20 protein-coding genes are annotated in these 17128 nt (G+C 35.8%); 5 read left to right on the top strand and 15 right to left on the bottom strand.

Features of this window, described 5'->3' with window-relative positions:
* Positions 1-41: 41 nt before the first annotated feature.
* Entirely contained in the window at positions 42-479 is a 438-nt protein-coding gene (locus Q9B79_RS15245; RefSeq protein WP_306185527.1) for a CotD family spore coat protein, read from the bottom strand.
* A 155-nt stretch (positions 480-634) separates the two neighbouring features.
* The gene (locus Q9B79_RS15240) at positions 635-1105 is read right to left on the bottom strand and encodes a YppG family protein (protein WP_306185525.1); all 471 of its coding nucleotides are present in this window, start codon (positions 1103-1105) and stop codon (positions 635-637) included.
* 177 nt (positions 1106-1282) lie between these two features.
* Here Q9B79_RS15240 and Q9B79_RS15235 point away from each other — a divergent pair, with 177 nt between their 5' ends.
* Positions 1283-1474: a YppF family protein gene (locus Q9B79_RS15235; protein ID WP_306185523.1), complete on the top strand. Its 192-nt coding sequence runs from the start codon at positions 1283-1285 to the stop codon at positions 1472-1474.
* A 24-nt stretch (positions 1475-1498) separates the two neighbouring features.
* Here the strand turns inward: Q9B79_RS15235 and Q9B79_RS15230 are convergent, their stop codons facing one another.
* Together Q9B79_RS15230 and Q9B79_RS15225 are read right to left on the bottom strand one after the other, a co-directional pair.
* Positions 1499-1843 (bottom strand): YppE family protein, encoded by a 345-nt coding sequence (locus Q9B79_RS15230; RefSeq protein ID WP_306185521.1) that lies wholly within the window; start codon positions 1841-1843, stop codon positions 1499-1501.
* Between the two features lie 15 nt (positions 1844-1858).
* Complete coding sequence (locus tag Q9B79_RS15225; protein WP_001252039.1) at positions 1859-2101, bottom strand: hypothetical protein; 243 nt, start codon at positions 2099-2101, stop codon at positions 1859-1861.
* An 85-nt stretch (positions 2102-2186) separates the two neighbouring features.
* Between Q9B79_RS15225 and Q9B79_RS15220 the strand changes: the two genes are divergently transcribed.
* A complete protein-coding gene (locus Q9B79_RS15220) occupies positions 2187-2363 on the top strand; it encodes a phage portal protein (protein ID WP_306185518.1) in 177 nt (58 codons plus the stop codon).
* Positions 2364-2615: 252 nt separating this feature from the next.
* On the opposite strand, the gene Q9B79_RS15215 is transcribed toward Q9B79_RS15220, so the two are convergent.
* Complete coding sequence (locus Q9B79_RS15215; protein ID WP_306185516.1) at positions 2616-3644, bottom strand: DUF2515 domain-containing protein; 1029 nt, start codon at positions 3642-3644, stop codon at positions 2616-2618.
* A 103-nt stretch (positions 3645-3747) separates the two neighbouring features.
* On the opposite strand from Q9B79_RS15215, the gene recU reads away from it, so the two are divergent.
* Complete coding sequence (gene recU, locus Q9B79_RS15210) at positions 3748-4350, top strand: Holliday junction resolvase RecU (protein ID WP_000155592.1); 603 nt, start codon at positions 3748-3750, stop codon at positions 4348-4350.
* A 65-nt stretch (positions 4351-4415) separates the two neighbouring features.
* Positions 4416-7127, top strand: coding sequence for a PBP1A family penicillin-binding protein (locus tag Q9B79_RS15205; protein ID WP_306185512.1), 2712 nt, complete (start codon positions 4416-4418; stop codon positions 7125-7127).
* 22 nt (positions 7128-7149) lie between these two features.
* Here the strand turns inward: Q9B79_RS15205 and Q9B79_RS15200 are convergent, their stop codons facing one another.
* The 10 genes from Q9B79_RS15200 to panB form a co-directional block, all read right to left on the bottom strand.
* Positions 7150-7668, bottom strand: a complete 519-nt coding sequence (locus Q9B79_RS15200) for a YpoC family protein (RefSeq protein WP_306185510.1) — start codon at positions 7666-7668, stop codon at positions 7150-7152.
* 3 nt (positions 7669-7671) lie between these two features.
* Complete coding sequence (gene nth / locus Q9B79_RS15195; RefSeq protein ID WP_306185508.1) at positions 7672-8319, bottom strand: endonuclease III; 648 nt, start codon at positions 8317-8319, stop codon at positions 7672-7674.
* 15 nt (positions 8320-8334) lie between these two features.
* Entirely contained in the window at positions 8335-9042 is a 708-nt protein-coding gene (gene dnaD / locus Q9B79_RS15190; protein WP_306185506.1) for a DNA replication protein DnaD, read from the bottom strand.
* A 119-nt stretch (positions 9043-9161) separates the two neighbouring features.
* Entirely contained in the window at positions 9162-10349 is a 1188-nt protein-coding gene (gene aspB, locus Q9B79_RS15185; RefSeq protein WP_097817822.1) for an aspartate transaminase AspB, read from the bottom strand.
* A gap of 18 nt (positions 10350-10367) precedes the next feature.
* Positions 10368-10871, bottom strand: coding sequence for a cell wall elongation regulator TseB-like domain-containing protein (locus Q9B79_RS15180; RefSeq protein ID WP_306185503.1), 504 nt, complete (start codon positions 10869-10871; stop codon positions 10368-10370).
* A 7-nt stretch (positions 10872-10878) separates the two neighbouring features.
* Complete coding sequence (locus Q9B79_RS15175) at positions 10879-11049, bottom strand: YpmA family protein (protein ID WP_000358352.1); 171 nt, start codon at positions 11047-11049, stop codon at positions 10879-10881.
* A gap of 251 nt (positions 11050-11300) precedes the next feature.
* Positions 11301-14105, bottom strand: a complete 2805-nt coding sequence (gene dinG / locus Q9B79_RS15170; protein ID WP_306185500.1) for an ATP-dependent DNA helicase DinG — start codon at positions 14103-14105, stop codon at positions 11301-11303.
* 128 nt (positions 14106-14233) lie between these two features.
* Positions 14234-14617, bottom strand: a complete 384-nt coding sequence (panD, locus tag Q9B79_RS15165) for an aspartate 1-decarboxylase (RefSeq protein ID WP_306185499.1) — start codon at positions 14615-14617, stop codon at positions 14234-14236.
* A 12-nt stretch (positions 14618-14629) separates the two neighbouring features.
* Positions 14630-15478, bottom strand: a complete 849-nt coding sequence (panC, locus tag Q9B79_RS15160; protein WP_306185497.1) for a pantoate--beta-alanine ligase — start codon at positions 15476-15478, stop codon at positions 14630-14632.
* Positions 15478-16314 carry a 3-methyl-2-oxobutanoate hydroxymethyltransferase gene (panB, locus tag Q9B79_RS15155; RefSeq protein WP_306185495.1) on the bottom strand — a complete coding sequence of 279 codons (837 nt, stop codon included), beginning with the start codon at positions 16312-16314 and terminating at the stop codon, positions 15478-15480. Before panB ends, panC begins: the two co-directional genes overlap by 1 nt.
* Before the next feature lie 410 nt (positions 16315-16724).
* Between panB and Q9B79_RS15150 the strand changes: the two genes are divergently transcribed.
* Positions 16725-17114, top strand: coding sequence for a cupredoxin domain-containing protein (locus tag Q9B79_RS15150; protein WP_306186179.1), 390 nt, complete (start codon positions 16725-16727; stop codon positions 17112-17114).
* The last annotated feature ends 14 nt before the right edge of the window (positions 17115-17128 follow it).

Below are 17128 nucleotides of genomic sequence, written 5' to 3'. Positions count from 1 at the left end.
ACAAAAAAAGAACTAGCATTTCGCTAGTTCTAACATATCATTTACTTTTTAAATATTCCACCAACGTTTGGTCCAATATTCGGACCTACGTTTGGTAAAAATGGTGATACATTTGGCCCTACCGGTGATACATTATTCGGTAAGAATGGTGATACATTTGGTCCTGGACCAAATGGAGATACTTGATGCCCAAAATGTCCGTGATGGTGATGGCCATGACCACATGGTCCACATCCGCCGCCAAATCCTGGATCGATTGGATCTACAACATTTACATTTGAGTTTGTTTGTGGGAAGAAGTTTTGGTTTTTAATTTGCTGATGATGTACGTGTGTTGTATGCGTCGGGAAAATGTGTGGTACCACCGTTGTTGAAAAAGAATGTGTTACGCATTGTTTCGTCGGATGAATGACAGGAGCAGTTGTACAAATAGGTCCTGTAGGCTTATGCCCTCCAAAGCAAGGATGACAATGATGCATAGTTTTTTCTCTCCTCTCTCATAAAAAAAATCTGATTACACTTTACAGTATGAGAAAAGAGGGAAAGCCGTTTGTTATATATACCCATTTATTACAAGGAAATTTGTCTAGTCCTTACTTCATATACCATACTTTTTATAGACAATCCTCCAAAATTACTTACCAAAAAATCCTCCAACTTGCTTTACAATACCTGTCACTTGATTCATCGCGTTCATCATTTGTCCGGCTGTATTCATCATTTTATTTACATCATAGTTCCCATCTGATGTTTTAAATTGGGAAACAAAACTAGAAAACTGACTCGGTTGCTGTTGTTGTTTTTGCTTATTCTGTGTCGGATACGGTTGTTTTGGCGGATAAAACATCGCTTGTTGATTTCCATAAGGGGATGGCGGCATATAATATTGCGAATTCATATAAGGTTGTTGTTGATTCATATAAGGCTGCTGTGGTTGTTGTTGATTCATAAATGACACTTCAAATGGTTGATAATAATTTTGATTTCCATAATAAGGCTCGAAAGGATACATATTATACCTTAAATATGTATCCGTATTATATTGGTACATATTTTGCTGTGTATATGGATTAGCTTGCTGATATACGTTGGATTGTTGAAACATGCATTCTCTCCTCCTTCACATAAGTTTCTACATATATAATATGTACCTGTAAAATAATATGTGTGACGGAGTATCTGTCTATTTTTGTCGGAAGTTTAAATTTTTAAAAAATTAAAAAAGAAAACCCTTCCATGCTATGATAATGAAGAAGAAGATTCTCATGGGGGAGGAATCAACATGGTATTAGGGGATTTAAAACAAGCGTTTTCTCAAAAAAAGGGGTATTACACAGAAAATGTAAATGAATTATTAGACTTTGCGAGACATTGGTATCTCGAAGGAAAAATATGCATTTCTGATTACCGAACGTTAATAAAAGAATTAGAAATAAACGGGGCAACAAAACCTACAACAGTGACAGAAGCATAAAAAACAAGAGGGTTTCCCCTCTTGTTACTTACATTGCTCAATTATATTTTGCAAAGTATACGAAATGGCTTGATGCGTTTCAAAGAATCGCTTACCTTTACCTTTATTTACAAAGCATTGCAACACATTTGTTTGTAAATTATCGTATACTTGATCAATTTGCTGTACATGTATATACTTCGGTTTTTCTGCCTTAATCCATTTATAAGCTAATTCTTTCCACACTGCTAATTCTTCATCTACCATATTTACAAACGGTTTCATATCCTTATAAAAATCGTATTCAACCATTTCTCTTTTTTTCACATTTGCTTCATCATTATACTGCATAAGTTTTTCCGAAGACTGTACTAACGCTTCATACACCATTTTATTCCCACCTTATTATGCACTCACTACGACGTTTTGAAATGCTTTCACCCAATTCCCTTTTTCTTCGTGATGCACTAATTTATTTTCCATATGCTCAATATGCATTTCTGTTATTTCTATCTTGTTGCATATTTTTTCACTCTTATCCTTTAATGCATGATTCATTCTAATCCCTATATTCATTTCCAGCAAATCGAGAGAACTTAACATTTGATCCATTGTTTTCATTACATCTTCCTTCTGAACCATCGCCATATACAAAACGCCTCCTTCTTTGCTTTTCCTTTGTCATGTAATTTCGCCGAATGATTTCGCACTCCTGCCCACATGACAAAACTAGTTGTTATTCGTCAAAGAAATCATTCTGCATGTCATTTATAGAAATGGTAACAATACAAAAAGGAGGTGTATGAAAATGACAAAGAACAAAAACGAAAAAAAGAAAAAACAAAACAAACAAAATAAACCCGAAACTGGTAATCCAAAGTTAGATGGTCCAAACTTCCCTGCTACATAAAGTGAAACTTTAAGTCAGTCCTCACAATCGCGCTTTTATGGGCAGCCCCCACCTAAATTCTTTGCTTTCACTGAATTTTGAGTCAGGGTCTTACTGCCCGGCAAATAGCGGGGTATTTACAAAAAGCTGATTTCTGAAACATCCTTAATCTCTTATATTCATTACATTTTGAGATTGAATCTTTACTCGTAGCAGGATTACTTCACAGTAAGAAGTCCCGTCTTCACAAATGAAGACGGGACTTCTTTTTTATTATATCATGAACTCATCTATCCTTTTAACAAAACGATTTACGATAGAAGCAGCATAGATTTGCTCCCTCTTTCTTTTATACCATTCCGTTATATCAACTTCTCCCTTATACTCTTTTAGCAAAAACAGCTCTTTTATTTCCGTATCTCTACAAAACCAATCTCTCATACTTCTTTCCTTATGTGCAACAACAGGATAAACCTCTCTAAGGGCTGGTGTACAAGATTTTCTCGCTTCTCTTATATAATGTTCATAATCTGCTCTTGATCCTGTGTGTATCGTTTGTGATGCGAACCTATGGAATAAACGTTTGTAATTCGGATGGAACAGTAACGCCGCTAATTTCTTTCCTAGTTCTATACGCTTTTGTAACGTTTCAAATTGATAAACTGAAAAACCATACATATTCCCTTCGACAGTTGGAAAAATAACGGCACTAATATGAAGCATTTCTTGCAATTTAAAAAGTACCGTATGAAATACATGCTTTTTAAAATACGCATTCTCAATAATTGGTTTTTGAATTTTATTTTGTTCATTTATAATAAGTGCTATCATGAGCCTATTTATATCTTTTTTCTCCCAAAAATATAACCATTCTTTCTCCATAAAAATTGATACGTTGAAATATTGTAACAAGTAGAATAGTGGCGCCTGTCTCCTCTTACTTTCTTCGTATAACAATAGCTGAGGAAATGCATCTAAAAAAATAATCCAATTTGCTTCTTCGTAAGTTAAAAACAAATGTTTTTTTACTGTTTGAGGTAAAACAGTAGCATAATATCTCCCTTCTAAATCAGTCATATTCCATCCTGCATTTCTTGAGACCATACTTGCTAAAAAAGCCCACCTAATCTCACTATTTCTTACATAATATTCTTGATAACACTCTGTTCGAGAAATGTTGTCCATATTAGCTATTTCTATTTCCCTCTTAATGTTGTAAACGATTGTTTTTTCCTCTTCTGTACAGACCATCATCTTTTTACGATATTGCTTGATTTTTTCATAATCATTCCATGTAAACATAAAGAAGTCCTCATACCTTTCTTGAAAAAGGTCACATCTTTTTTCATTTTTTGTTATAATCACCTTTGTAAGTAATTCTTAGCAAGTTGGGAGTGGACACACTATGACCATTCGTTACCCAAATGGAAAACGGTACAATCAAGCTTCACAACCTCATAAAACACCAATTAAAAAACATACTTACAGTAATAGAGGTATGTCCCTTGAAGAGGAATTGAATGAAACGAATGAATATTACTTAACCCATAATATTGCATGCGTACATAAAAAACCTACACCTCTTCAAATTGTAAAAGTGGATTACCCCGCTCGAAGTGCTGCAGTGGTAAAAGAAGCGTATTTTAAACAACCTTCTACAACAGATTACAACGGTGTATATAAAGGGAAATACATCGATTTTGAAGCGAAAGAAACAAAAAATAAAACCAGCTTTCCACTTCAAAACTTCCACCTTCATCAAATTGAACATATGAAGCAAGTAATCGCTCATAATGGAATTGCATTTGTTATTATTAAATTTACACTTTTTGATGAACTTTATTTATTAGATGCAAAACATATTATTGCATTTTGGAATCGTCAAAATACAGGTGGAAGAAAATCGATTACGAAAGAAGAAATAGAAGAGCATGGATCCTTATTATCATGCGGTTATCACCCTCGGATTGATTATATCCGTGTACTAGACACGGTTTATTTTTCGTGATAGAGTCATCACTAAGGCTCTTTTTTCGACTTTTGGGGAGAGAATGAAAGGTAGGAGAAAGTATAATGTCAGATAATTATCGTTCTCGTACAGAACGAAATCATGTAAAAAATCAAAAGCAAGAAACAAATACAGAGAAAAAACCAAAGAAAAAAGGCTCCTTTTTTAAAAAATTCCTTATAGGTTGTCTACTTCTTGGTATCGTTGGTCTTGTAGCTGGCGTGTCCGCTTTCTTTGTTATGGTGAAGGATGCTCCAAAATTAGACAAATCAAAACTTGTCAACCCTTTATCAACAAAGTTTCTTGATAAGAACGGGAACTTTTTCTATGAATACGGTGCTGAAAAACGAACCCACGTTACGTATGATCAAATTCCAAAAGTAGTTGAAAATGCATTCCTTGCAACTGAGGATTCACGTTTCTATGATCATAATGGAATTGATTTTAAACGAACTACAAAAGCAGTTATGGAAAATGTCACTGGGGGATTCGGATCTCAAGGTGGTAGTACGATTACACAACAAGTAGTCAAAAACTATTTTCTAACGATGGACAAAACTGCAAAGAGAAAAGTGCAAGAATGGTACCTATCTTACAAATTAGAGCAACAATACTCTAAACATGAAATTTTAGAAATGTATTTAAATAAGATTAACTTAGGTAACCGTTCGTACGGTATTGCAACAGCAGCAAAAAAATATTATGACAAAGATTTAAAAGACTTACAGTTACATGAAGCTGCAATGCTTGCAGGTTTACCCCAAGGTCCTAATATTTATGATCCTACAAAAAAAGACAACGTTGAAAGAGCTACACAACGTCGAAACGTCGTATTATCATTAATGAATCGACATGGTTATATAACAAAAGCTGAGATGGATAACGCAACGAAAATCCCTGTAACTGAAGGTCTTCAACCATCTTCAGAAGTAACGGAGATGAAGTATCAAGCATTTTTAGATGCTGTTGTAAAAGAAGTTGAAAAAGAATATCCCGATGTAAATATCGGTTCAGATGGTTTAACGATTCATACAACACTTGATCAAGATGCGCAAGATTATGCTGATAAAATTATGGATGGCAATCTTATTAAGTATCCGAACGATCAATTCCAAGGATCATTCGTATTTATGGATACACAATCTGGAGAAGTTCGAGCAATTGGAGCTGGGCGTAAAGAAAGTAAGTCTACTTTCAAAGGTCATAATATGGCCACTGATTTAAAACGCCAAGTTGGTTCAACAATGAAACCAATTTTCGACTACGGTCCAGCAATTGAGAATTTACAATGGTCTACATACCATCAATTAAATGACTCAGAATATACGTATTCCGATGGTAAAAAAATACGAAATGCAACAAATAGTTACAAAGGTGACGTTTCACTACGTGAAGCTTTGAAAAAATCATTAAACATTCCTGCTTTAAAGACAGCTCAAGCGGTTGGTCTTCCTAAGTCACAAGCGTTTGCTGAAGGTTTAGGTATGACATTTAAAGACGGCAAAACATATGAATCAACAGCAATTGGTAGTAACGATAGTTCTCCATTACAATTAGCGGGGGCATATGCAGCCTTTGGTAACGGTGGGAACTACAATAAACCGCACTTCGTAAAAGAAGTTATCTTCCCAGATGGGAAAAAGAAAAGTTTTAAACCGAAAGAACAACGTGCGATGCAAGACTACACAGCTTACATGGTGACTGACGTTCTTCGTGACGTAGTAAAACCTGGTTCTGGTGGTACGGGTCCAACAGCATACGTTCCAGGTATAGATGTAGCAGGTAAAACAGGAACTCAAAACTTTGATGCAGACGTGATTAAAAAATATGGTATTCCAGCTGATGCAAACAGAGATAGCTGGTTCGCTGGATATTCACCGCAATATACAATGGCTGTTTGGACTGGTTACGAAAAAGATGGTCCAGAAAATTACATTGGCGATCGCTCTACTAGAATTGCGCAACAAATGTTCCAAGTAATGATGAGCAAATTCGCTACAAATAAATCACGCTTCGAACGTCCTTCTTCCGTACAAGAATTAAATGGTGAATTGTACGTAAAAGGTGCTAAGAAAGATGCGGTTAAACAAATTAAAGTAGATGCACCTAGTGGTCTTAATGTCGCTTTCGATGGTGCTAGCACAGTTACACTAAACTGGTCTGGACCAGCAGAAGTTGATGCGTATGCAGCAAGCTTTAAAGCAACTGACGGTTCAAGTGGTAGTTTATCAATAAATGGTACGACAGCTACTCTTGGTGGTATTAAACCAGGCGTTACTTACAGCTTCTCTGTGGTAGCGAAAAAAGGTACTGGAACAAGCTCAGCAGTTGGAGCATCCTTCACTGCGCCTGGCGGAACTCCAGATGCGAAGAAAACTGAAGAAGAAGCTAAGAAAAAAGCCGAAGAAGAAGCTAAGAAAAAAGCTGATGAGGAAGCTCAGAAAAAGGCTAATGAAGATAAATTAAAACAAGAAGATGCGAAGAAAAAAGCTGAGGAAGAACAGCGTAAACAACAAGAGCAACAGCAGCAAGAACAACAACGTAAACAACAAGAAGATGCTAAAAAGAAAGCTGAAGAAGAAGCTAGAAAAAAAGCTGAAGAAGAAGCTAAGAAACAACAAGAACAACATAAACAGCAAGAAGATGCTAAAAAGAAAGCTGAAGAGGAAGCTAGAAAAAAAGCTGAAGAAGAAGCTAAGAAACAACAAGAGCAACAACAAAATACAGGTGAAGATACACCACACGCAGACGGAAATGTTATTACAACAGAGTCTTAATACAAAAAAGAAGTCCTTTCTCTTAACGAGAAAAGGACTTCTTTTTTGTTATCATTTTCTTTACATATAGCTTTTCTATTTCAATATACAATTGCGCTAACTGAATATACGAATGATAATTCTTCGGTTTCTTTATAATGAACGAATATCGTTCTATAAAATTAACTGGTTGTACTTCCAATATACTCGTGTAATCTTCCATTTCGTTCAAACTATGGACAGGTTTCTCATTTAACCAATATACAATTGATAACAAATGCGCTGCAAAAAGAATCATTGGGCCTTCCGCTTCTTGCTTATTTCTGTTTCGAAATAGTGTAGCAATGTCTTCATGCTTACTTTTCCATACATTCAATAGTACTGGAATACTATTTTCAATTTCGTTCCATGGCTCATATTGTCTTTCCATATCATATATAAAATAATTATGTTGTATAATTTCTTCAAAAGACTGTTCTGTGTGATACGTAATCGAATTTATATTTTCTTTAAAAAATGGTAAACACCGAAATTCTTTCGGTATTTCTATTACTCGCTCCATCCTTTATTTCCCCTTCATTCTCTTCTTTCCTTCACGACACACTTCTAGTAAAGGGCACTCTTCACATTGTGGTCGTTGCGCTTTACAGTGATAACGCCCAAAGAAAATCATACGGTGATGTGTAACGCCCCATTCATCCATCGGAACTTTCTTCATTAATGTCTTTTCCACTTCTAACACCGAATCTTTCCATCTACAAATCGCTAATCGTTTACTTACTCTCTCTACATGCGTATCAACAGCAATTGCCGGAATGCCAAACGCTACCGAAACAACTACATTTGCTGTTTTTCTCCCTACTCCTGGTAATTTCGTCAGCTCATCACGGTCTTCTGGAACTTTTCCGTTATAATCATCCAGCAACATCCGGCACAATTTTTGAATGTTTTTTGCTTTATTTCTATATAACCCAATAGAACGTATATCTTGTTGTAATTCTTCTAAAGAAACACTTAAATAATCTTCTGGTGTTTTATATTTTTGAAATAAATTTTTTGTCACTTTATTTACAAGTGCATCTGTACATTGTGCAGATAATGCTACCGCGATTACTAGTTCAAACGGATTATCATGAATTAATTCACAATGTGCTTCTGGATACATATCTGCCATTGTGTCTAAACAATAGCGGATTTGCGTTTTATTTAACATATACTTCCTCCTATATTACTGCTCCAACCAATTATAAAAAGGCACTTTCCCAGTAAATTTCGTCTCTTGTTTTGTCGTTTGCTGCGTTCGTTGTTGATTTGCTCTAAACTTTCGTCCTTGATTTTGAGCTTGATCTACTGTTTTAATACCATTCTTTTTCCACTCAAATAAAATACGATCAATATATCTGAAATTAAGCTTACCACTCATTACAGCTTCCTTGAGGGCCGCTTGAATTAAATTCGGATGATGTTGATCTTGATCTTCCCACATTCCCAACGTCTCACATTCAAATGGAGAAAGTGGCCTTCCAAATTCCCTTTCAAATACTGTATATAAATTTACTTGCAATTGTTTTATTTCTTTTTGTTCTTCCTCTATCGATTCATTCATTAAGAAATGCAATATTTTTTCCCAGAGCGGTTGTAAAGAATAACTTTCACACATCATCGCTTCTGATTTTTGTCCACCTTCTAATGATAAAAAACCTTTTTGAATCAATGCCTGAATGACTTCCATACATTTCATTTCACTAATCGTCATCCGTTCTGAAATCTCTGACGGAGTTGGAAACGAATTGCCCGACTCTAAAAATGTGTGTACATGAAGTACAACCATAAATTCAGTTTCATTTAACCCTAATTTTTTATAATGCATCATAAGTAATTTTGGAATTGCAATGCTTCCCTGCTCAAACCATTGTAACATCATTTTCTTTTTCATCACCAAACACCTCGCTCTCTAGTATAACACACCTTTCGCTATTTCTTTTTGCCACAATTCGTCAAAAAAACCTCCCTATTATGTAGGAAGGTTTTTTGTATTACATTAATAAAATACAATTAAGCTTGCACTTTACTTTTCATAAACGTATGAATGCGTTCTAATGCTTTCTCGACTTGTTCAAGAGATGTCGCATATGATAAGCGAACGTTATTTGGAGCACCAAATCCTGTACCTGGTACAAGAGCCACTTTTTCCTCTTCTAATAGAGCTTTTGCCCAATCATCAACGTTTTCGTACCCTGATAAAGCTACAGCTTCTTTTACATTAGGGAATAAGTAAAATGCACCTTGTGGTTTAATGCAAGTAAAGCCAGGGATTTGAATTAATTTATCATAAATAATGTTTAATCTCTCTTCAAATGCTTGACGCATTGTTTCTACAGGTTCTTGTGAGCCTGCATATGCCGCGATTGCGCCGTATTGAGCGATTGAAGTAGGGTTTGACGTACTATGACTTGCTAAGTTCGTCATCGCTTTAATAAGCTGCTTATTTCCTGCTGCATATCCAATACGCCATCCTGTCATAGAATGAGATTTAGATACACCATTAATAATAAGTGTTTGTTCTTTTAATGCATTAGAAAGCTGGGCAACCGAAGTATATTCTGCTCCACCATAAATTAACTTTTCATAAATTTCATCTGAGACGATTAAAATATCGTGTTCTAAACATACTTCTCCAAGCTGTTGTAATTCTTCTTTGCTGTAAATCATTCCTGTTGGATTGCTCGGTGAATTAATAATAACTGCTTTCGTTTTCTCTGTAATTGCCTCACGCAGCTGCTTCGCTGTAATTTTGTATTCATTGTCTTCAAGGCCTTCTACATAAACTGGCTTACCACCAGCAAGCTTTACTTGTTCCGGATAACTTACCCAGTATGGCGTAGGGATGATAACTTCATCTCCTTCATCAAGTAACACTTGGAATAACGTATATAATGCATGCTTTGCACCATTACATACAATAATTTCAGATGGATCATACGCAATTCCTTGATCACGAGTAAACTTCTTCACAATTTCTTGTTTTAACGCTTGTAATCCACCTGTTGGTGTATACTTCGTATGTCCTTCTAACATCGCTTTATGTGCAGCATCCATAATATGTTCTGGCGTATTAAAGTCAGGTTCTCCTGCCCCTAATCCAATTACATCATGACCTTCTGCTTTTAATGCTTGTGCCTTTGCTGTAATTTCTAAAGTTGCAGATGGTGTTAAAGCAGCTACTCGCTTTGCTAATTTCATTTGTAGTTCCCCCTACATCTATTTTTCAATGCTGTAGTGACCAGCATAATCCCCATTTTGAAACTCTAAATAATAATACGTATAACGATCTTCCTGATCAATATATGTAATTTCCCACAACGGAATATCGTTTTGAGCACCTAATTTTACTTTTGTAATTTCTTTTGGCTTTGGCTTCGGCTCATCGCCTTTTCCTGTAGCTTGTTCAGCCAACTTTTGCAAAGCTTCTTTTTCAGAAATACCTTCACTCTTTTTCTTCACAAGGACATTCCCTTTTTTATTAGGCACCCAAACAATAATTTGTTTTCCTTTTTCGTCTGCACCTTGTACGACTGTATATGAAGAATTTCCGTTATAATAATCAACAGATTTTACTTTTGTAAGCTTTGCCTTTTCTTTCGCAATTTCTACAGATTTTTCCTCTTTATGGATTTTCTTTTCCATTGCTTTATTATAAACATACGCCCCATATATTCCACTAGCAACGATTACGATAACGATTGCAAAGATCCACTTTTTCATTGTATCACTACGTTCTGTAAATCGTAAATACAGCTGTTTCTTTATCTTTTTCGTCTAATGCTAATCCGAACATGAGGTCCTGCTCTTTTAACGTACGATTCAAACTATCAACAATTTTATACAAGTCAGACGAATATTTAATACGCGTCGTTGATAGGACTTCGATTTTCTTATCCATGAAAAAACTCCTCCGTTACACAAAAATTTCTAATTATAGAAGAACGCAATGCGGTTACAATAAGAGTACATTCTTTACAACCCCTGCTTCATCACCCATCTATTATAGCAGGACATGTACAGCAAAAAAAGGTTTCAAGTCGAAAACCAATACATTTTGTATACAAGAAGTAAGAAAAATAAAATTCCTCCTACCCACATTTTTTACGCCTGAAGTGTAAAGGTACTTCAGGCGTATTTTTTCTTCCAATTTTATTCAATTGGCCGTCCCTTTACTTGTTCTAACAATTGTTCTAGAGGGCCTTCATAAAGCGGAACAGTTGGGATTGATTGTAAAAAACGTTTTCCATAGGAAGCGCTTGTCAAACGACGATCTAATACAAACACCGTCCCGGTATCTGTACTTGTTCTAATAAGACGACCAAATCCTTGCTTGAAACGCAGTATTGCTTGTGGGAGCGCTAACTTAGCGAATACGTCCTCTCCTTGATTTTTTAACCATTCCCCTTTTGCTTCCATCATCGGTTGATGAGGAGGAGTAAAGGGAAGGCGGACAATAACAAGACAACTAAGGGCATCTCCAGGTATATCTATCCCTTCCCAAAAACTACTTGTTCCTAACAAAATTGATTTATCGAACTCTTGAAATTTGCGAATAAGACGACTTCGGCTCTTATTATTCACACTTTGCGTTAATAATAAATACCCTTCTAATTCCTCATCATCTTTCAAATTTGTATACGCTTCTTTCAACATTTCATATGAAGTGAACAAAACAAGCATTCTACCTTCTGTAGCTTTCGCTATTTTTGCAATATGTGCCGACACAGATGCAATATATTCTTCATTACTTGCTTGCTTAATAAAGGGGACATCCGTTGAAACCATTAATTTCATCTGTTCTTCAAAACGGAATGGTGACGGGACCTGTAATGTATTTGGAGCAAAATCATATAGACCTAGCTCTTCTTTTATATAGTCAAATGAATCGTTTACTGTTAACGTTGCGGATGTGAAAATAACACTCTTTTTCTCTGTTAAAAATTCATCAGCAAATCTTTCACCAATATGAACAGGCTGTCCATATAAAACTGTTGAATGGATTGTTCCCTTCGTTTCAGTTTCCATCCATGTCACGTATGAATTTTTTTCTAAAATGAGTAATTGTAAAGATTGTGCCATCTTTCTCAACAGATCAATTAAATGCATAAATTCACCTGTAACAACATGCATCTCCCACTCTAATTTACTTTGCAATATTTCAACCTGCTTCTCAAGTGTAGTTAATAATTTTCTTACATCATATACAAAACGATTTGTTAACTCGGTAATGCTATCCCATAGCTTACCTTTCTCTACCTCCGTGCTATATCGATAAATGAGTGGCATGTTGCTTATCCCTTGTTCCTGCTTCGTTTGCTTAAAGATGAAAGCACGTAACATTTGGAATAACTCATCCGCATCAAATTTTAATTCCTTCAAACTATGACTTACCATACGGAAAGTCGAGCGAGAGGCTTGTTCAGATTTTTTCATCATTTTATATACTTTTGAAAGTACATCATCTGTTTCTAACGTACCAAGACGAGATAAAACTAGCTGAAAATACATACAGGAGAACTGTTCACCTAATGTTCTACTCGCCGCTTCCTCGATATGATGCGCCTCATCAAAAATAATATGTTCACACGAAGCAAACAGTGGTTCTTCACTTGAAAAATCTTGAAATAATAACGCATGATTTGTAATAACGATATCTGCAAATAATGCTTTATTCTTTGCTCGTTGATAAAAACAACGACTAAACCAGTTACTTTGCATTCCGCCTGGACTATGTACATCACTACAAATACGGTTCCAAAGTAACTTTCCGCCCTCAGGAATATTTAATTCATCACGATCGCCCGTCTCCGTTTGCAATAACCACACTAAAATTTTTGCCTTTGTGAGCGCCATATCATAATTTTTCTCTTCCTCTTGCAAAGTATATTCAAATTTATGTAGACAAAGATAATGTTTTCTTCCTTTCAGAAGAGCTACTTCAAATGAAAATGGCATTATTTTCTGTAATAATGGAATTTCTTTTTCTAGTATTTGTTGTTGTAGTTGTACAGTTTGGGTACTTATGATGACAGGTTCTTCTTTTTTCTTTGCAAAATAAATACTCGGAAGTAAATATGCAAGAGTCTTCCCTGTTCCCGTTCCCGCTTCAATTAGTGAAAACCTAGAATCTCTTAGTGCTGTATATATTTCCTTCATCATAACCTGTTGGCTTTCTCTTTTTTCAAACTTTGGCATATTCAACTCAAGTTTATCAATGGTCTTATGCAAGAAAGCATCAAATTTTAATGAACATGTTTCACTGAGGTTTAAAGAATAATTCCGTTTTCGAAGCGCAATATTTCGATACACTTCATATCCTTCTACCCCTTCTTTACCATGCATCATTTTCTTTAAAATATTTTCAGAAAGTACATCCGCTATATCACTTTGAAAAACATCACTCAATTCATAAAGCGATTGCAAGGTGACAAGTGGTAACTTCTCAATTTCATTTAAAAATTGTAAAAACAATTCCGCTGTTGCAAGAGCATCACTATCCGCACGATGCGGTTGGTCGTGCTCTAGTTCGTGTTGTTTAGCTAAATCACGTAATTTATAACTATCAGCCGTCGGCAAAAGAATTTGCGCTAACTCAACTGTATCAACTTTTGGACAATGTATTTCTGTATATCCAGCCTGCCTTAATTCTTCCGTTAAAAAATTCCAATCAAAGTGAACGTTATGTGCAACAAAAGCTGCACCTTGTAATAGCTCAACAACCATCGGGGCTACATCTTGAAATAACGGGGCTTGCTTAACCATACTCTCATCAATCCCTGTTAACTCTGTAATAAATGGCGGAATCTCTCTCTTCGGATTAATAAAAGATGAAAAAATCTCTAATATCTCTCCATCTTCCACTACAACAGCTGCAATTTGGGTGATTTTATCTTTCCCATCCTTCCAGGAGTTCCCTGTCGTCTCCAAATCCACAACGACATAACGCTTACTCATATATGTAACACCTCAATTTCTTACCTATCAAACAGAAAATTATATAATGTTACTATACCACGTTTTATCTCATCTTAATGAAAAGATGCACAAAAAAGCTATCTCCGTAATAGAGATAGCCTTCTTACTTATAAAATCGTACCTGCTTTTTCAGCACCTAACATTTCAATAATTTGATTCTTATCGTCTAATACTGCAATTTTAGGCTCTTGTTTATGGATATTTTCTTCTGCCACTAGACCGTAGCAAATAATAATAACCTTATCCCCTGGTTGCACAAGTCTGGCAGCTGCACCATTTAAACACACAACACCGCTACCGCGTTCTCCCTTAATAACATATGTCTCTAAGCGAGCACCATTATTGTTATTTACAATTTGTACTTTTTCATTTTCTACAATATTTACTGCATCCATTAAATCTTCATCAATTGTAATACTACCTACATAATTTAAATTTGCCTCTGTTACTGTTGCGCGATGTAACTTCGCTCTCATCATTGTGCGAAACATAGATGCTCCCCCTTATTTAACCGTTACTGTTATATTGTCAATTAATCGTACGTTTTCAAATTTAACTGCGATTGCTAAAATGATTCGCTCTTCAATTTTATCCATTACTTGTAGTGAAGGATATGCATATAAATCAGCATAATCTACAATGCCTTTCGTATGCGTCTCAATATACTCTTTCACAAGTGTTGTAATGATTTCTGCATTACGTTCCCCTGCCTCAATTCTTTCTTTCGCTATACATAGACTACGGTATAAATGAGGAGCTTCTTCACGCTCTTCTTGTGACAAATACACGTTACGAGAACTTTTTGCTAATCCATCTTCTTCCCGTACAATATCTACTGGTACGATTGTAACCGGAATATTAAAATCAGCAACAAATCCTTCAATGACAGCAACTTGCTGTGCGTCTTTCATACCGAAATAAGCACGTGTTGGTAATGTAATATTAAATAGTTTCATTAGTACAGTCGCAACACCAGCAAAATGACCAGGTCTTTGTTTGCCACATAATACATCGGTACGCTTTATAACTTCGACTGTTGTCGTTTGTTCTGCTGGATACATTTCTTCTACGCTCGGATAAAATAAATAATCTACACCGTTTTCTTTTGCTACATTTTCATCTCTATCAATATCACGAGGGTATCGATCTAAATCTTCATTCGGACCAAACTGTAGCGGATTAACAAACACGCTTAACACTACAATTTCATTTTCTTCTCTTGCCTGACGTAATAAAGTCGCATGACCTTCATGTAAATAACCCATTGTCGGGACAAAACCAATACTTTTTCCACTTGTACGAAGTTCATTTGTAATTTGCTGCATCTCTTGCACAGTAGTTACGATTTTCATTATTGTTTTCCTCCGTATAACGCTAAACATTCTTCCTCTTTCATTGTGAATGAATGTTTTTCTTCTGGAAATTGCCCTGACTTTACTTCAGTAACATATTGTGAAATTCCTCGCACAATCTCTTCTTGAACAGACGTATATTGCTTCACAAATTTCGGAACACGATTTACGCCGTATGAAATAAGATCATGATAAACGAGCACTTGCCCATCTACTTTTTGCCCTGCTCCAATTCCAATCGTCGGAATTGTTAGTTGCTTCGAAATTAATTCTGCTAACTGCATTGGCACACATTCTAACACAAGCGCTATCGCACCAGCTTCCTCACATCTCTTTGCATCTTCTATTAATTTTTTTGCACTTTCAGCATCTTTTCCTTGCACTTTATACCCACCTAGTACTCCTACAGATTGAGGAGTTAAGCCTAAGTGCGCTACAACAGGAATCCCTGCATTCGTCAAGTAATGGATCGTTGATATCACCTCTCCTGCACCTTCTACCTTCAATGCATGAGCACCGCTCTCTTGAACGATGCGACGTGCATTCACCATCGTATCTTGAGGCGACACATGATACGACATAAATGGCATATCAGTTACAATAAACGTCTCTTTTGCCCCTCGGCGTACAGCTTTCGTATGATGAATCATATCCTCTACTGTTACAGGTACTGTTGAATCATAGCCGAGTACAACCATCCCCAGAGAATCCCCAACTAGAATCATATCAACTTCAGCTTCTTCTGCTAACTTAGCAGATGGATAATCATACGCCGTTAGCATTGTAATCGGCTCACCTTGCTCTTTCATCTTCAAAAAATCTGTTTTTGTTTTCAAAAACTACTCCTCCTTTATGCAGGAGAGAGGAGATGGCCGAAATCATATAAAAAAACCCCTCTGGCCATAAAAGGGCAGAAGGGTTGTGTGTTAGTCGGCATTATTCATCCCTCTGTCCCAGTCCGTTATTGGATCAAGGCAGAATCCAAGTTATTATTTTTCGGATTGCTTCGAATCATGGTGCAGTTCGCTCTGATACTGCCCACATTCGAACTAATTATAGCAAACTCCAAAAAGAAATTACTACATTTTTTTGAAAAAATAATTTTTAATTCCATTACGATATGTGAAATTTTTATACATCACTCCATTATAGAAAGATAAATAGCTTAATTTACATGTATAGTATAACTCTTCAAATAATGATGCAGGTTAATGGAGGAAACATACTTATAAAAGGAGAATTGCGAATGTCTATGAACAAATGGTTATTTCGACTTACCGGTTTTCTTGTGATAATTGTAGGGATGATAACGTTTAGCTCCTTCCATGTATTTGCTTCAGTTAACATCGTGACACAACCTATCGATTCAACGAAAGTAATTGAGGTTGAACTGAATGATGATTACTTTAACCCTAATGTCATCACGATTCCGATCGAACAATCCACAACATTACTTTTGAAAAACAAAGGTAAAAGCGAGCACACCTTTACAATAAAAAAACTCGGAATTGACGTCGTAGTCGAGCCCGGAAAAGAAAAAAATATTACTGTGAAACCTACAAGTGCTGGTACATATGAATTAATATGTCGGTACCATCTTCTTAAAGGAATGGAAGGCAAAGTAATCGTCAAATAAAAAGAAGTTCCAAA

This window comes from Bacillus sp. MHSD_36 (assembly GCF_030757775.1).
Taxonomy (GTDB): Bacteria; Bacillota; Bacilli; order Bacillales; family Bacillaceae_G; genus Bacillus_A.
This window is presented reverse-complemented; position numbering and strand designations above follow the sequence as displayed.

What these genes read in the sequence shown, in the direction of transcription:
- panD (WP_306185499.1), bottom strand. Translation starts at nt 14,617, where the DNA reads ATGTTTCGCACAATGATGAGAGCGAAGTTACATCGCGCAACAGTAACA.
- Q9B79_RS15175 (WP_000358352.1), bottom strand. Translation starts at nt 11,049, where the DNA reads ATGGATAAGAAAATCGAAGTCCTATCAACGACGCGTATTAAATATTCG.
- dnaD (WP_306185506.1), bottom strand. Translation starts at nt 9,042, where the DNA reads ATGAAAAAGAAAATGATGTTACAATGGTTTGAGCAGGGAAGCATTGCA.
- Q9B79_RS15215 (WP_306185516.1), bottom strand. Translation starts at nt 3,644, where the DNA reads ATGTTTACATGGAATGATTATGAAAAAATCAAGCAATATCGTAAAAAG.
- Q9B79_RS15240 (WP_306185525.1), bottom strand. Translation starts at nt 1,105, where the DNA reads ATGTTTCAACAATCCAACGTATATCAGCAAGCTAATCCATATACACAG.
- panC (WP_306185497.1), bottom strand. Translation starts at nt 15,478, where the DNA reads ATGAAAATCGTAACTACTGTGCAAGAGATGCAGCAAATTACAAATGAA.
- Q9B79_RS15180 (WP_306185503.1), bottom strand. Translation starts at nt 10,871, where the DNA reads ATGAAAAAGTGGATCTTTGCAATCGTTATCGTAATCGTTGCTAGTGGA.
- Q9B79_RS15205 (WP_306185512.1), top strand. Translation starts at nt 4,416, where the DNA reads ATGTCAGATAATTATCGTTCTCGTACAGAACGAAATCATGTAAAAAAT.
- Q9B79_RS15245 (WP_306185527.1), bottom strand. Translation starts at nt 479, where the DNA reads ATGCATCATTGTCATCCTTGCTTTGGAGGGCATAAGCCTACAGGACCT.
- Q9B79_RS15200 (WP_306185510.1), bottom strand. Translation starts at nt 7,668, where the DNA reads ATGGAGCGAGTAATAGAAATACCGAAAGAATTTCGGTGTTTACCATTT.
- Q9B79_RS15230 (WP_306185521.1), bottom strand. Translation starts at nt 1,843, where the DNA reads ATGGTGTATGAAGCGTTAGTACAGTCTTCGGAAAAACTTATGCAGTAT.
- recU (WP_000155592.1), top strand. Translation starts at nt 3,748, where the DNA reads ATGACCATTCGTTACCCAAATGGAAAACGGTACAATCAAGCTTCACAA.
- nth (WP_306185508.1), bottom strand. Translation starts at nt 8,319, where the DNA reads ATGTTAAATAAAACGCAAATCCGCTATTGTTTAGACACAATGGCAGAT.
- Q9B79_RS15235 (WP_306185523.1), top strand. Translation starts at nt 1,283, where the DNA reads ATGGTATTAGGGGATTTAAAACAAGCGTTTTCTCAAAAAAAGGGGTAT.
- aspB (WP_097817822.1), bottom strand. Translation starts at nt 10,349, where the DNA reads ATGAAATTAGCAAAGCGAGTAGCTGCTTTAACACCATCTGCAACTTTA.
- Q9B79_RS15150 (WP_306186179.1), top strand. Translation starts at nt 16,725, where the DNA reads ATGTCTATGAACAAATGGTTATTTCGACTTACCGGTTTTCTTGTGATA.
- dinG (WP_306185500.1), bottom strand. Translation starts at nt 14,105, where the DNA reads ATGAGTAAGCGTTATGTCGTTGTGGATTTGGAGACGACAGGGAACTCC.
- Q9B79_RS15225 (WP_001252039.1), bottom strand. Translation starts at nt 2,101, where the DNA reads ATGGCGATGGTTCAGAAGGAAGATGTAATGAAAACAATGGATCAAATG.